Here is a 16763-nt window from a genome sequence, read left to right as displayed (position 1 = left end):
AGAAGAATAAACAAAATATGAAAAAGTTTAAAATTCCTTCCTTGTTAATTACCATGAACATTGTTATAATTAGTTGTAGTGATATACAATTCAAAAAAACAAGTCATTCTCATGATGGCTTCAATCATACTCATCAAGATGCAGTAGATTATTTTGATTCATATTCATTGATTAATGAAAAATATGGAACAAAAACCAAAGTGACTGTATCTAAGAATAAAAGAATTATGGTTACTAATGCGCTTCCGAACCATAAAACCGGTGATTTTCCAAACTCTGGAAATCCAAATAAGATTAAAGCGCAAGAAAAAACATATAGTTTTCCCTTAAATCCAATATATACCGGTAAGGCTGTTTGGGTAAGAGAACCAGGTGTGGCTCTAAATGGTATTAAATTCGAACCGGGAACTGCAGAAGTAGTAGAATGTGAGAGTGGAGAAAATTACAGAGTAGAAGCATTACAAGATGTAATTGATTTAGGTTTGGATTTTAATCACGCGCATGTACAACCTACTGGAGCGTATCATTATCACGGTACTCCAATTTCTATTATTACTGATTTTGATACAGGAAAAGATTTGGTACACATTGGATTTGCTCACGATGGATACCCAATATATTATTCTAAAAGTGGAATATATAAACCTAGTTATAAACTTTTAAAAGGAACAAGAGAAGGAGAAGATTGTAGCTATGAAAATCCTATGACTCGTATGGATATTTCTATTGGTGGTCATCACGATGGTACCTATGGATCAGATTTCGAATATGTAGCGGGTTATGGAGATTTAGATGAATGTAATGGAATTATACATAATGGAAATTATATTTATTTAGTTACAGAAAACTTTCCTTATATCAGCAGATGTTTAATGGGTGAATTTAAAGAACAGAAAAGATCGAGAAGACCTTTTCCTCCAGACAAAGGACCAAGAAAAGGATGAATAAACGTAGTTATTATATAAAGATGTTTTCTACAATAGTAAATCTCAAAAAAGGTGTTTGCAATTTTAATGTTACGTCTAATTAATTTGTGTTAAATATGCTCTTATGAGTTTTATGTAATTAATTAGTTTTGTAAGATAAGCTTCGTAAGTAATTACGGAGCTTATTGATTAAGTTGAATACCATTTAAAAGTATAATATACTCTGACGGAATTATAATTTCGACATATTTTGTCTAGTATTTACTATTATTTCGTGCTATAATTTTAAAACAAATAGCATGTTCAAAAAGTATAAAATTTTTAAATGGATTCTTATCTCCTTTGGGAGTATTATTGTTTCTCTATTCATTTTTGGATGGTGGTTTATGGGGTTAATACCGTCATCAGAAAATATGAAAGACATTACATCAACTCAGATGTCTGATTTACCTTATTTATCAAAAAACAAAATTGATAAGCGTGGAAAGATTCTAGCAATCGTTACTAGTACGAATGTAATGGGGAATACTGAAAAAAGTACCGGTTATGAATTGACCGAATTATCTAGAGCGTATTATGTTTTTCAGGCAAATGGTTTTGATGTTGATATAGCAAGTCCATTAGGAGGAGAACCTCCTGTAGTCATAGATGCTGAAGATATGGGAGAATTTGATTACGCGTTTCTTAATGATAGTGTTGCTCAACTTAAAGTTAAGCATACAATTCCTGTAGATAAGATTGACCCTGATCTATATGAGGCGGTATTTTTTGCAGGAGGTAAAGGAGCTATGTTTGATTTTCCAGACAACGAGTCAATACAAGCTATAGTCAGAAACTTATATGAAAATAACAAAGTAGTCGGAGCCGTATGTCATGGTCCAGCAGCTTTAGTAAATGTTACGCTTAATACCGGGAAGCATTTACTAGAGAATAAAAAAGTTAGTGGATTCACTAATGCAGAAGAATTGTTATTGATATCGGATGCAAAAACAATATTCCCATTTCTTTTACAAGATAAATTAGTTGATCAAGGAGGTGTTTTTAATGAAGGGACGATGTATCTAGAAAACATAAGTAAAGATAAAAATTTGATTACCGGTCAAAATCCTTGGTCTACTTGGGTTCTAGCAGAGTCAATGATTACTGAATTGGGCTATAAGCCTAAATTTAGAAAAGTTACAGGAGAAGAAAATGCCGTAAAAGTTTTAAAAACGTATCATGAACAAGGTTCAGAAAAGGCTAGAGGACTTATTGATCAAATGTATACTAAGGATAAGCAACCTATGTCTAGAGTATTAATTGCAAAACATGGGATTATTGCAGCTATGCAAGGAAAAATAGGTCGTTTTATTAGTTTAACAAGCCTTACTTCGTATGCAAAAAAGAAATCAAAAGAAAACAGCTAGTTATTATATATCCTATATAGAAACTTATTCTATATAGGATATACTTCATTGGAATATGAAATATCCCTACATTTGAAAAAAAAGTCCATTGAATTTTTCCGATATCTTACTTATTATACTTAGCAGCGCAGGACTCTTGCACGGAATATTGTTCGCTTTTTATTTGATAGGTTTTAAAAAGAAAAAAACGCTTACTAATTTATTACTTGGACTGATTTTAGTATTTATGGCTTTCCGGATTGGTAAATCTGTAATGCTTAATTTTGGTAATAACTTGGAGCCTATTTTTATATTTATAGGATTGGCTTTTTTATTATTAATAGGACCTTTTTTTAGATGGTATATTTTGGGAATGACTGTTCCAGGCTTTAAACTTCCTAAGTATTATTTTATAGAAATTATTCCATTTCTTTTAGTGTTTTTTGCTAGTCTCTTAGTTACTAAAGAATGGTATGAAACAAGTGATTTTGTTATTTTAATATTTGGTAGTGGTTTGGTATTTATTTATCTGCATTTTGCACTTTATATCCTCTTAGGATGGATTGTTATAAAAAAAACAAAGAATCGATATCAATCGGTTAAAATAACTAAATCTCATAAAGCTATATTTGATTGGTTGCACCTTTTGGCATTTGGTTTTATAATTATTTGGATAACATATGTATTAAATATATTGGATGAATCAGTTCCCTATATTATTGGACCTGTAGTATATTCTATAATTATATATTTCTTGAGTTACAAGGCATTTCAACTAAAGGCTACAGATTTAAACGGTAATGCTTTTAATGTAAATGATGATTATTCATTATTTGATGAAATATCAAAACTAATGAACACAAAATTATATTTAGAACCAGATCTTTCATTGATAAAATTGAGTAAGTTGCTCGGAAAAAGTGTACAGCAAACATCATCTGCGATTAATCAATATTCTAATAAAAACTTTAATGATTATATCAACCATTACAGGATTCAGGAAGCTAAAAATAAGCTGTTAAATGTTGGAGATAAGTACACAATTTCTTCCATAGCTTTTGATACCGGTTTTAGCAGTCTTTCTTCTTTTAATAGTGCATTTAAAAAATTTGAAGGTGTAACACCGTCGTCTTATAGAAAGAAAAATTCTTAATTAATAATACAATATTTCGAATAAACCTAATGATAAAATTATATGGGTTTAAAAATATTTACTACTTATATTTGGTCTAAACTTTATAAGTGAAATTAGTTTACGATTTTCTTTTTATCATTGGAATGCTTTTTTCGTGCATTTATATCTATATTTTTTATAAATCAAAGGATAAAGGACTTCATAAATCAATTTTGATTGTATTTTTTGCATTATTGGTTTTCGTTTTGTTAGAATCGTATGCTTCGATACATAATATCGAGATATTACTAGACATCAGTTTTTTAATTGTGTATGGAGTAAAATTGGCACTTGGACCTTTGTTACTTTTATATATTCAATCCCTATTTTTAGATGATAAAAAGGTGTTAAAAAATGGAATTATTCATTTAACTCCTTTTATTGTTTTTGTTATTCTAATTTCTGCTCCATACAAGATAGCAATGGTTTCGGGAGAATATTTTGTAGACTATATCGATGTTATTCAACAATATCTTTTTATCAAGCGACCGTTATTAGATATTATTTATTTAATATATATCTATATCAGTTTTAGAACTTTTGATAAGTTTAAAAAAGCATTAAAATGTAATTATTCTCATATCGAGCATAATAATTTTATTTGGGTACGATATCTTTTAATAGCTCCATTTATTATTATTTTTATTGATCTGTTTTTTGTTGGATATCAAATGCTATTTGGCTATTTGGGATGGAGGACTCAAAATTTGATTATGTTATTAACCTCTATTTCTGTTTGTTATGGATTGTATTATGGCGTTAAGCAATCTAAAGTATTGGTGCCATATTTTTTATTAGATAGTTCTATAGGTAGCAAGGATAGAAAGAAAATGATCAATGAAAAATTAGAATCTGAGTTTTCTTCTTTCGAAAAATTGCTTGTAGAATTTATGGAAAAAGAAAAACCTTATTTAGATGAAGATTTAACACTTAGTAAGTTAGCATCCGGAATTCATATTACAGACAAGAAATTATCAGCTTTGTTAAATCAGTATTTAGAAATTTCCTTCTATAATTTTGTGAATAGCTATAGGATTAAAGAGTTTAAACAATTAATAGCATTACCATTATATAAAGATTATACAATAGAAGGAATTGCTTATGAATGTGGATTTAAATCTAAAGCGAGCTTTTATAGGTTATTTAAGAAAGAAACAGGCCAATCTCCATCAGAGTTTAAAATAAATCAAAATTAATCTCATTTTCTTGTCTCTTTAGAAGCAGAGAGACCCATCATTACTCATTTTACAGTTGTTTTGTTGTTTTAATAGTCAATTTAAAATTCATCAAAACAAATGAAAAAAACATTAATCAAAAAATGGGTTTTGGGAACAGTACTAGCTATATTAGTAATTAGTATTGGTTCTTGTATCCGAGTTAATTCGAAAATCAATCAACACCAAGGAGCAAAAACAGAGCTTGTTAATACCTCAATTTTTAATTCTATTAATTCTCCATTAGCAATTACCAATATTAGTGTGTTATCTAAAGATTGTACTAAAATGTTGGATAGTCTAACAGTATTAATCAAAGAAGGTAAAATAGTTTCAATAGATAAACGAACTAATGTTACTAATGAGTATACAAATATCGATGGGACCGGTCAATATTTAATACCTGGTCTTATTGACACACATGTACACTTAAAGAAAAGTAAGAATGATCTTTTATTATTTCTAGCTAACGGAGTTACTTCCGTAGGAGAGATGTTCGGTGACAAGTCACATTTAGAATGGAGGGAAGAGGCAAAAAGTGGAACATTGAGTCCAAACCTTTATGTAGCAACTAGAAAACTTGGTAGTGAAAAAGGTATGATATCAAAGATTAAAAGTTGGTTTGGAGCACCAAAATCCTATACAAGTCAAAGAAAAGCGCGCAAAGCAGTTCGTAAATTTAAAGAACAAGGTTATGATGCAATTAAACTTACTAATTTAAATCCAGAAATATATGAGGCTATTGTAGATGAAGCTGTAAAACAAAATATACCGGCGATAGGTCATTTAGGTCCAGAAGTAGGATTAGATGGCTTGTACAATTCTGGACAGTCTCAACTTGCTCATGTAGAAGAGATTGTTAAAAACACCATGAATGAATTTGGTTTAGTTTATTATAATAAAACAGAAGAATATCTTCAGTTTTTGAAGGAAAGAGCTGATACTATAGCGATTAAAATTAAAGAAAAAAATATCGTAGTATCTTCTACAATATGGTTAGTGGAAAGTTTTCCTAAACAAAAATTAGAATTAGATAGTTTTATCAAAACAATTCCGTTAGAATATGCTAATCCAGGTATTGTTGAAGGATCGAGTATTACTAGAGGGTGGACACCAGGAAATAATTACTACGAGAATTTGAATGCAAAAAACGACCCTGAACTTCAAAAAAGGGTAAAAGGATATTGGGAAACCTATGTAAAAGCTCATCATATCATGACCAAAGCATTAATTAAGCATAATGTGATAGTTGTAGCGGGGACCGATGCTAATGTAGCATGCGCTACTCCTGGTTTTTCATTGCATCAAGAATTACATTCTCTTAATAAAGTTGGTTTAACGAATTCTCGTGTATTACAGTCTACAACGGTACATGCTGGCGAATGGATGCAATATAATATTGGGAAAATTGAAGTTGGTTATAATGCAGATTTAGTGATACTAAAAAAGAATCCTTTAGATGATATCACTAATACTAAAACAATTCAGTCAGTAATTATTAATGGAAAACTTCTAAACCGAACTACACTAGATAATATGTTAGAATCTGTAAAAGAAGCTAATAACAGAAGTAGAAAAATGAGTATAAATCAATATATCAATTAAGTAAAGAAAAAATAATGAATATAAAAATAAAACGAATTATACTAGGTGTATGTACTATAATTTTAATACTTGTGATATATCTTTTGATTCCACAAGTTAGTAATCCCACACCAAATTATGAAACTGCACTCACTTATGGCATTCCTGTTTCAGAAAAAATAAATAACATATTAACTCCTACCATAAAACCTAAACGTACTAGGGCTATAATGGTTATGCAGAATGAAAAAGTTATTTATGAGTATGGGCCTACTGACAAAATAATGAATGGACATTCTACTAGAAAGGCTATGCTGAGTTTGTTATATGGAATAGCAGTTGATCAAGAACTAATAAATCTTGATAAAACACTTGCTCAACTTGAAGTAGATGAATTTATTCCTTTAACTACCCAAGAAAAAAGTGCAACGATAAGGGATTTATTAATGGGTAAATCAGGTGTTTATTTACCTGCTTCTGGTGAGCATGATAATCAAATAACTCAACGACCAAAAAGAGAAAGTCATAAACCAGGAACTTATTTTTTTAATAACAATTTTGATGCAAATGTTTTAGGCACCATTTTTATGAAAGAAACAGGTATTAGTATTGGAAAATTTATGGAAGATAATTTAGCCAAGCCACTTGGTCTTCAGGATTTTGATTCGGATAATGTAATTATGGGAAGCCCTTGGTTTATGCCAAAGAAAAAAACAATGCATAAACAATATTATATCTATATCAGTACTCGTGATTTTGCAAGAATCGGTGCTATGGTAGCGAATAATGGAAAATGGAATGGTAAACAAATTATATCAGAAGATTGGATTACAAAAAGTACATCCTCCTATAGTGATCTTACTACTAACCATATTAATTATGGAAGATATGATGGGTTTGGTTATCAGTGGTGGACAGCTTCAGATACAAATACAATCTGGACAGATGGTTATGGAGAACGATTTATGATCATTAATAGAAATAAAAATTTGACTTTAGTAGAACAAAACTTCACCGGAAATTCCTTGTTAAGTTCAGGGTTTTGGTTGATCAATAAAAATATGGATTCAGGTTTACTAAACTTGATGAAAGCTCATGAAACTATAACCTCTAATAATTACAACAACAGCTATAATTCCAATTAATGAAGAATACAAGATATATTATTTTGATAATGATTTTTATATGTGTGTTCACAATAGATGCACAAACATATAAAGTAAAAGAACAAGAACAGATTAAAGCATTTGTTAACGTAAACGTATTAACAATGCAAGATTCTATTACCAAAATGTCACAAACAGTTATTGTAGAAAATGATAAAATTATTGCATTAGGTAATAGTAACGATATTAACATACCAGATAACGCAAAAATAATTGATGGTGAACATAAAAAATATCTCATCCCAGGTTTAACTGACACCCATGTTCATTTACATCGCAAAAAATCAGAAGAATGGATGCGTTCATATGTTGTAAATGGTGTTACTACCGTTTTAAATTTGGGAGGCTCAAAGAGGGTTTTAAAACTAAGAGCGCAAATTAAGGAGAAGCAAATTACGGGACCAGATATTTATACTGCAGGTAGAGGTGGAGTTGTAAAAGAGTTGAATAGACCACAATATAAAGAAGTAACATTAGATAGAATAGAAGAACGAATTATCGAAGACAAGGCAAAAGGATATGATTTTATAAAGATATACGGGAAAATGACCATACCACAATTTGAACATATGATGAAAATTGCTAAAAGAGAAGGTATTCATGCAATGGGACATATTCCAAGAAACTTAACCGCTGATGATGCATTACGAATTGGTCAAAAATCTATAGCTCATACCGAGGAATTTATTTATACTCAGTTTACAGAATTTGATGAGCAAGAAGTAAAAGATTTTGCCACAAAAGCTGCAGAAGAGAACATATGGTTAATTGCAAATATTATTGCTTATGAAAAAATAGAACTTACTTGGGGGAAACCACAAGTAATGGATTCGATTTTACGATTGCCCGAAACTAAAAGTTTACATCCTAAAATTCAAAGGATTTATAAAGCTGATTGGTATGGGTCCAGAGATGTAAAGAGTAGGCCTTATATAGAGAAAGTTTATAAATTTTACTTTCCAATTGTAAAACATTTTCATAATGCTGGAGTTAATATTCTTGTAGGCACAGATACTGCATTTCCAGCTGCTGCACCAGGAGAATCTGCAATTGATGAGATGAAAAATTTGGTTAAAGCTGGATTAACAAATTACGAAGCTTTAAAAGCCGGAACGGCTAATGCTGGGGTATATATCAATAATTTTATCGATAACAATTATTATGTAGGCAAAATAAAAGACGGTTATACTGCTCATATGATATTACTTCCATCAAATCCTCTTGATGATCTCGATATCTTGAAAGAACCAGAAGGAGTGATGCTAAGAGGCCATTGGTTTAATTCAATTGATTTAAAAGAAATGGTACGTTGGGATAATTAATATTTCGGATACTAACAATATAATTTTATCAATAATCCTTAGTTTGTCTAATATCATTATAAGACAAACTAAGGATATCTTACTTATAGTTCACAACCTATTTTAGATATTATTTGTTTTTTTTCATTCCGAAAAGAAATCTAGGAATCCTAAAAGGATATACAAGAAACTTATATACAGATATAATGATGATAAAGGATGTGATTGCTAGAATTAATAGTTTGATAGATATACTCCATGATTCCTGTAATATATAATATCCAATAACGATAATAACTGTTTGATGTAGTATGTAAAAAGGGTAGATGCCCTGATTGAGAATCTTTACTAAAATACTTGGTTTGTGTAGCCAAATTTGACCATATCCTAACATAGTAATTATTATCGTCCAACCTACAAGTACAGTTAAACCATACCAAATATCCCAACGCATGGAAATATCCAAATAAGTTGCAGCTATATTATTGGGAAGAAAATAATATATATAAAATAATAGTGTAGCCATAAATGCTATAAATGCATTGCATTTGCGGTATTTTTTTAATGAATCCCATAATGTTGGTTTACTTGCTATGATAATACCAGCAAGAAAAAAATATCCGTAATATAATGTAGAGGAGAGGTTTGTTATAGATTTATCATCTTCAGGAAAATAATGTTTAGCTACTATTTTAATAATGATTAGCGGTAACACTAAAAGAAACATTCCTAAAGGTTTAGCACAAAATGTATCTAACAACGTTTTGAATGGTTTAGCATAAGAAGATTTTGCCCAAATAATAATCGGAATACAGCCAATAGATAAGTAAAATAGATTTTCTATAAACCATAGATGATTTACTTCTAAATGTTCTAAGATATTTTTATAAAAATCTAAATACGAAGAATAAGATCCAATATTTTCTATATAAGTTTGTGGAGGTACAATTACTAATACTCCAAAAATTAATGGAATTAGAAGTCGGATTGTACGTTCCTTAGTAAACTGAATCCAGTTACGTTTAGAAAATGCAAACACTGTTCCTGTTCCCGAAATAATGAATAATAATGGTAATCTAAATTGTTCGAAAAATACCGTAATATCATCTAACAGTTTACTAGATTCGGTATTCATAATGTGAAAGTCATCACCGTTAAATGGCATTCCTATATGATGTAAAAAAACTAAAAAGATGGAGATTACACGCCACCAATCAAGGTCATGTCTTCTTTCAGTTGTATTCATAACTATTCTTTAAATCAATAAGGACAAAACTATAGTTATCTATTACTTGAAAACACGACATTACACAAATGACGTGAAAATGACGGGTATGTTTTATCAAATGGAATGTAGATGAATTACTTTAATATTATTATAATAATTTTCACCTTTTCTTTTTGCGCTTTTTCTTAGGTTGTAGATTCGTATTTCTTTTCTTTTTTTCGGTCACAATGGATTTCTCCCTTTGTACCTTTTTTAGATGTTCAATAATCTTTGATTTCACTTTTGTGATCAAAATATCTTTCCTTTTAGAATAACTATATATACAGCCTATTATTAATGATAGACCAAGAACAATAGGAATAGAACCATTTTCTATAAAAGGAAACTGTGTGTATAAATTAATAGCTACTCTGGGCGCGAATGTAAAAAATACATATACCCCATAACTAAAAGATAGTACTCCGAGAATACCAAAAGTATAAATATTCGATTTGATATTCTTTAACGTATCATTTTCCAGTTGTTTAATATTAGCAACACTTAAAAAAGGATTATTAAGTTCTTTTTCTTTTTCAATGAAATGTAAAAAGTCGGCATTCACAAAATCAAAAGACATCCCATGACTTCTTTTTTTTAAATCTTCTTCCGTTATGATGTATTTCATACTGTATTGCCTATAATATTATTTGTAGTATTGATATAAATCAGGATATATAAATTATAGAGCAAAATACTAAGAAATGTTTAAGTGATCAGGTTCTTTTTTATTATAATTTTAGATTAAATAAGAGATGATTCGGCGGGTAGACTCGTCACACTTTGTCCGTTAACGATAAACAGGTCAATCTTATCTTCTGCGTCCAGAATAAGTTACTGCTTCACCTTTACCAAAAGCGTAGCTTAATCCAAATGTAAAAAAGCGTCCACGTTGTCCAAAATTATAGGTTTCGAAAGTAGGTTGGTTTACAAAGTTTTCCTGAATTCTAGAAGCAAAAACATCACGAATACCGAGATTAGCGACTATTTTTCCTTTTAATATTTTTTTACGCATTCCAAGGTCTAGAAAAGCAAATCCACTTTGTTTTCCTTGTACAGTTTCGAAATCTGAACGGTAATTTCCATTAATTTCTAAATCGATATCTGCAGGTAAACCTAATTTTGTACCTAATCTAGTGGACCATTGATTTCCATTAAAATCAAATACTTGATCTTCAAAAGTTCCTTTACGATCAAAATAGTTGAAATTAAAATCTCCTGTAAAAGTTAACCATTTCGTAGGGCTATATTTCCCATTTGTTTCAAAACCTATGGATGAATTAGTTCCTATATTTTCTGGAGTACTAAAATTTACATTATCAATAAACGTTGATACTCTTTCTACAACGTCTGTTGTATAACGATGATATAGACTAGAACTCATACTAGCTTTTCCTATTTTATATATGCTAGTTAGTTCATAAGAATTAGTAAATTCTGGTTGTAGTTCTGGGTTCCCTGTTCTGATATTAAAATTATTTCGGATATTAAAGAAAGGATTCAAATCTCTTAATCGAGGTCTAAAAATTCTTTTTGAGTAACCAGCCTGAAGTGAGATTTTGTCGCTTATCTTATAAGATGTATGAAAACTCGGAAAAAAATTAGTGAAATTTCGTGAGCTGCCTTCATTTGTATTTGCTAATAAAGTTTCTAAATCAGTATTCTCTATTCGCAAACCTCCTTTTACACCCCAGATATCATTTTCATATGCTAAAGTAGCATAAACACCTAATACCTTTTGTATCCATTCAAAATCATTGGTTAGACTTTCGTTAATTACATATTGTCCATCAACTAAATCTTCAACTTCAAAATCATTTCCAACATCGTTTATAACATACTGAGCTCCTGTTTCGATACTATATTCCTTAGTTAATGGATTTGTGTAATCAGCTTTAAAAGTAAAATCTGCTTGCTGATAATTGGTAGCAGTACGTTGGTTACTGTCAACATTTTCTCCTTCTATTGTGATATCCCCAAATAAAGAAGATTGGTCTTTTCCAAAGAAACTTCCTAAAGCGCTTAATTGAAAAGTGTGATCTTTATTGTTTTTAAACTGTTTTTTCCAATTAAACTCATACTGCCATTTGGGATTCGTTGCATCAGTGGTTTCGTTACGTACCCATTGTGATACTAATGTATTATCACCATCAAAAAAGCGGAAATTCGTTTCAGAAGGTTGATCTTCTATTTCATAAGCAAAATTTCCAGAAAGTGTAAACACATTATATTCATTAAGATGGTAGTCTGTTCCTAAAGTTATATTGAAGAAAGTTTCATTTCTAAAATTTTCACCTTCACTAAAAACAACTTCATTATTTTCTAAATTACGGTTGATTGCTTCATTATCTCTTGGTAATGATCGATAACCTGCACCGATCTGGGTAAATAGATTAAATTTTTCTGTTCTACGATTAAGGCTAATTCCTACATTATGATTGTCGGGAATTCCTGTATTAAGTGAAATGGAGCCATTCCATCCCTTTTTTTCTTCTTTTTTCAGTATGATATTTAAAATTCCTGAAGTACCAGAGGCTTCATATTTAGCAGAAGGATTTGTTATTACTTCAATACTTTGAATCATATCAGCAGTAATGGTTCCCAGGGCATTACTAGATTCATCTGCTAGGACTGATGGTTTTCCATTTATTAAGATCTGAACACCTCCAGTTCCTCGAAGGCTTATCTCTCCTTCGATGTTAACATTCACAGAGGGGACATTATTTAATACTTCTAATGCACTTGCACCTGCTGTACTTAAATCTTTTCCAACATTAAATACACGTTTATCAAGTTTAAATTCTGTTTTAGATACTTCGCCTCGAACAACAACTTCGTCCAATGTTTCGCTATCCTGATATAGTTTAACTTTTCCAAGACTTACTCTATTTTCTATCGTTTCAAACTTTTGTAATTTTAGTGTTTTAAATCCTATAAAACTAATTTCGATATAGAAATTATCTGCTGTAGTGTTTATCTCGAAAGTTCCATTGTCATTAGTAATTGCACCAGAAATAGTTGCTTTAGAATTTGTGTCATTTAGAACAATCGTAGCATAGGGTATAGGCTGACCCGTTTCTGCTTCTACTAATGTACCAGAAATTAGTATTTCTTTATTTTGAGCCCAAATTGTAGCTGTTAAAAAAAGTAAGATTATAAAAACCCGATTGTTCATTGTATGTTTTATTTTATTTTGATTTTTCAAAGGAAGGAAGAAGAACAGTTTTTTAAAAATCTACTTGGGTAAACAACTGTTATAATCCTATAAACGACATGATTGTTATTGACAGTAATAGATTTGTCGTTTAGGGTATTGGTTTAGTGGATTAGATGTAATGTTATATAGTTAGAAAAGCGATAAACTATATTTGTTATACAATTTTTTAGATATTGTGAAAAACACATTATTACATAAAGAGGTTTGGTTCCAAGTGATATTACATATTGTAGTATTTATTTTCTATTCTTTTGACCGCCGCAATCCGGAAATACAATTCTATCAATTTGTGTTTTTTTTGAATTTTGTAATTGCTGGTCTTATCATCAATTATGTACTTCTTCCAAGATTTTTATATCCTGGAGCATATTTAAAGTTTATTTTGTTTTTTAGTTTGGTTGTGACTGGAGTAATTTTTGTTGAAGAATCTATTTTAGAAAAGATTTATTTTCCAGATACTAGAGGAAGGAAGTTTTTAGGAGTAGTTTATAACTTAATGAGTACACTGCCTACATTGTCTGTATTGGCAGGGTTTAAATTTGGTTGGGATGCACTTATCAAACAAAGAGAGGTTAAAGAATTAAAGGATTCTGTAAAGGAGAGTGAACTTCAATTTTTAAAATCACAGATTAATCCCCACTTTCTTTTTAATAATATGAATAATTTATATTCGTATGCTATTGAAAAGTCACCGCGAACACCAGAACTTATTCTAGAATTATCGGGGGTACTTCGGTATATGTTATATGAGTGTAAGGCAAAATATGTTTCTCTTTCTAAAGAAGTAGAACAATTAGAGAACTTTATTAATCTTGGGCGATTACAAATAGAAGGGCGAGGCACAGTTACGTTATCTAAAAATATTGAACGAGCAAATTTTTGGATAGCTCCATTAATACTGATCGTTTTTGTGGAGAATGCTTTAAAACACGGTAGTTCTAGTCAGACCGATGGTATCCTTATAGCTATGGATATTAAGGTTACAAATGAAGGGATGCTTTATTTTAAGTGTTCTAATACATATAAAAACCAGACTAATACTAATAATTTAGATAGTGGAATTGGTTTAGAAAACGTAAAAAAACGATTAGACATATTATACCCAAAGGCACATAAATTACATATTAATAATGATAAAGATATGTATGAAGTTCAATTAATGATCGATCTAAAAAAGTCTAAGGAACCATGAATTGTATCATTGTAGAAGATCAATTACCGGCGCAACGTATTCTAAAAAAGTATATAGAAGATATGGGGTCCCTAAAACTCATAGGAACTTTCACAGATGCTATTGAAGCTATGCAACTAATGAAGTCTACCAAAGTAGATGTTATTTTTTTAGACATACATTTACCTAAGATTTCGGGAATTGATTTTTTAAAAACACTCTCGAATCCGCCTCAAGTTATTCTTACGACGGCATTTCCGGATTATGCCTTAGAGAGTTATGAGTTTGATGTGGTGGATTATTTATTAAAACCCTTTTCTTTTCAGCGATTTATCAAGGCTGTTTCTAAAGTAGAAAACAAAAAACAACAGTTATCTTTAGACGCTAATACTACAGAAATTAAAGAAGTGTACGCAAAAATTGGTTTCGATCATGTACGGATTCTTATTGACGACATTACATATATTATATCCGACACAGATTATACAGAAATTCATTTACAGGATAAAAAACTCGTGTCCTCCGAGACTTTACGTTATTGGGAAGAGCTTTTACCTTCTAAAAACTTTATGAGAGTACACAAATCTTACATTATTAATACTTCAAAAATCGAAAAGTTTTCTGGTAATCAGATATATTTAAGTAATCAAAAGACAATTCCTTTAGGTAGGGCCTATAAAAGTAATTTTACAAAAAAAATCCTGTAGAAATACATCTACAGGACCAAATCAACTCTAAAAAAAACATCAATCTGCTTTGGGGTAATCAATTAAAATTAACTGCTTATTGCAGGTTTATGCTATTTACTGCATCAGAAATTTCATAACCTAATCGCAAACCTTCAATTGCATCTTGTTCTATATGAACACCTAGTGGGACACGTGAATAAGCATTTTCAGTAGCCATTTCAGTGAATGAAGTAAAACTTCTTGGCGTTCCGTTAAATTCTATATCGGTAAAGTTATTATATGTCCTATCCGTAAAATTAACACTATCCGATCCAAAGAATGCTATAAATACTCCTGCGCCAGCACCAGCAAAAGTAGCATGACCAGATGGGTAACTTGGGAAAGCTGGATTCGTTTCTTCGATAAACTTAGACAAGTTAGAAGTAAAATCTTCATCAATATACTCCCAAATATAATTACTTGGACGCTCGATGTTATAGGTATATTTGTCATCCCAGGCAGAAACCGCTGCATCATTTATTGCAAAACCAAGTCTTAATAAAAGTTCTAATGCTCTATCATAAGCCAAATCATTTTGCTCTATTAATTGATTTGCAATAGAAAATTGTCTTCCCGGAGGACTTATCATAAGTCCTTCAACATCATCTGCCCAAAATTCTGCGATCCATAAATCTTCATTATTAGCAGTGGCAGCAGTAGTGGTAGTTTCATATACCTCATTCATTTGTTGGTAATAATCACTTGATGGATTCGTACTATGTTGTAATACAGAAGAAAATGCTACACTACTTGATTCTTCTGGTGTTATCGCAAACGTTCTAACTTCTCTCCAATATGGAAACCATGCATCTTCATTTTCATTAGCAGCCCATAAACCTACGCCAACTGGAGCTATATAATCTTGAGGGGTTGGATTTTGTATTTGTTCTTCACCATCTTGATCAGTTTCGCTATAAGCGATAACTCTCTGTGCAACGTGTCTTCCCCAAGTTTCTGAATTTTCTATTTCAGTATCAGAAAGTCCTTCGGTTAATTCTGCTTCTTTTTCTTCTTGAAAATCAGAAATTCTTTGTCTTACACCAGTTTCTAAATTAATCATAAAATGATCTATGGCTAATGCATAAGCAGTATTTAAAGCAAGTTTTAGATCTACATCATCTTCAAGAGTATTTGTGTTAATATTGAAATTATTAAATCTGTCTGTATTGGATGAGTAGTTGTCCATAAAAGGAACTGCTGTTTCGTAACCGGTTAAATGAATATATGCCAAAGATCGGGTTACTGTATTTGGTCTCATACTTTCTGTAAATTGATCTATTGATACCCACAGATTACTCCATTCTGCTATAAGTTCTGTTGTTTCATCCGTTAATTCAACATCGATGTCAGGAGAATCTATATCATTTATAAAATCATCATCTTTACTACAAGATTGAAAAATGAATATCCCTGCTATTAAAAGTGTTGAAAATTTTAAATTCTTTATTTTCATAATTTTTGGTATTAATAAATTTCACAATAAAAGCACTATCAATAACTATAATGTGCTTGTTTATGTGTAATACGTATGAGTCATATTCTTACCCAACCCTTTTTTTGAAAAAAATATTATTTTATTTTCTTTGTAAGTTTTTTTTGAATTTAAACAGCTGTTTGTTAGGTGATTGTTTGC

At 30.4% G+C, this 16763-nt stretch carries 13 protein-coding genes; 9 read left to right on the top strand and 4 right to left on the bottom strand.

Features of this window, described 5'->3' with window-relative positions; all coding sequences use genetic code 11:
- Positions 1–17: 17 nt before the first annotated feature.
- From H526_RS28110 to H526_RS0102440, 7 genes are all read left to right on the top strand, one after another.
- Positions 18–944, top strand: coding sequence for a YHYH protein (locus tag H526_RS28110; RefSeq protein ID WP_081415530.1), 927 nt, complete (start codon positions 18–20; stop codon positions 942–944).
- Between the two features lie 281 nt (positions 945–1225).
- Entirely contained in the window at positions 1226–2332 is a 1107-nt protein-coding gene (locus tag H526_RS0102465; protein WP_035084161.1) for a type 1 glutamine amidotransferase domain-containing protein, read from the top strand.
- A gap of 88 nt (positions 2333–2420) precedes the next feature.
- The gene (locus tag H526_RS0102460; RefSeq protein ID WP_035084158.1) at positions 2421–3464 is read left to right on the top strand and encodes a helix-turn-helix domain-containing protein; all 1044 of its coding nucleotides are present in this window, start codon (positions 2421–2423) and stop codon (positions 3462–3464) included.
- Positions 3465–3553: 89 nt separating this feature from the next.
- Complete coding sequence (locus H526_RS0102455) at positions 3554–4681, top strand: helix-turn-helix domain-containing protein (protein WP_035084155.1); 1128 nt, start codon at positions 3554–3556, stop codon at positions 4679–4681.
- A gap of 99 nt (positions 4682–4780) precedes the next feature.
- Positions 4781–6304 carry an amidohydrolase family protein gene (locus tag H526_RS0102450; protein ID WP_027391523.1) on the top strand — a complete coding sequence of 508 codons (1524 nt, stop codon included), beginning with the start codon at positions 4781–4783 and terminating at the stop codon, positions 6302–6304.
- A 14-nt stretch (positions 6305–6318) separates the two neighbouring features.
- Positions 6319–7428: a serine hydrolase domain-containing protein gene (locus H526_RS0102445; protein ID WP_035084152.1), complete on the top strand. Its 1110-nt coding sequence runs from the start codon at positions 6319–6321 to the stop codon at positions 7426–7428.
- Positions 7428–8771 (top strand): amidohydrolase family protein, encoded by a 1344-nt coding sequence (locus H526_RS0102440; RefSeq protein ID WP_027391521.1) that lies wholly within the window; start codon positions 7428–7430, stop codon positions 8769–8771. The genes H526_RS0102445 and H526_RS0102440 overlap by 1 nt, the downstream gene beginning before the upstream one ends.
- A 109-nt stretch (positions 8772–8880) precedes the next feature.
- Here the strand turns inward: H526_RS0102440 and H526_RS0102435 are convergent, their stop codons facing one another.
- The 3 genes from H526_RS0102435 to H526_RS0102425 form a co-directional block, all read right to left on the bottom strand.
- A complete protein-coding gene (locus tag H526_RS0102435) occupies positions 8881–9996 on the bottom strand; it encodes an acyltransferase family protein (RefSeq protein ID WP_035084149.1) in 1116 nt (371 codons plus the stop codon).
- Between the two features lie 142 nt (positions 9997–10138).
- Positions 10139–10642 (bottom strand): hypothetical protein, encoded by a 504-nt coding sequence (locus tag H526_RS0102430; protein WP_027391519.1) that lies wholly within the window; start codon positions 10640–10642, stop codon positions 10139–10141.
- A gap of 183 nt (positions 10643–10825) precedes the next feature.
- Positions 10826–13189 (bottom strand): TonB-dependent receptor, encoded by a 2364-nt coding sequence (locus H526_RS0102425; protein WP_027391518.1) that lies wholly within the window; start codon positions 13187–13189, stop codon positions 10826–10828.
- Between the two features lie 217 nt (positions 13190–13406).
- On the opposite strand from H526_RS0102425, the gene H526_RS0102420 reads away from it, so the two are divergent.
- The gene (locus H526_RS0102420) at positions 13407–14423 is read left to right on the top strand and encodes a sensor histidine kinase (RefSeq protein WP_245591175.1); all 1017 of its coding nucleotides are present in this window, start codon (positions 13407–13409) and stop codon (positions 14421–14423) included.
- Positions 14420–15109: a LytR/AlgR family response regulator transcription factor gene (locus H526_RS0102415; protein ID WP_027391516.1), complete on the top strand. Its 690-nt coding sequence runs from the start codon at positions 14420–14422 to the stop codon at positions 15107–15109. Before H526_RS0102420 ends, H526_RS0102415 begins: the two co-directional genes overlap by 4 nt.
- Before the next feature lie 76 nt (positions 15110–15185).
- Here the strand turns inward: H526_RS0102415 and H526_RS0102410 are convergent, their stop codons facing one another.
- A complete protein-coding gene (locus H526_RS0102410) occupies positions 15186–16583 on the bottom strand; it encodes a vanadium-dependent haloperoxidase (RefSeq protein ID WP_027391515.1) in 1398 nt (465 codons plus the stop codon).
- Positions 16584–16763 lie beyond the last annotated feature (180 nt).

It is taken from the genome of Aquimarina latercula DSM 2041 (assembly GCF_000430645.1).
GTDB classification, from domain to species: Bacteria; Bacteroidota; Bacteroidia; order Flavobacteriales; family Flavobacteriaceae; genus Aquimarina; species Aquimarina latercula.
This window is presented reverse-complemented; position numbering and strand designations above follow the sequence as displayed.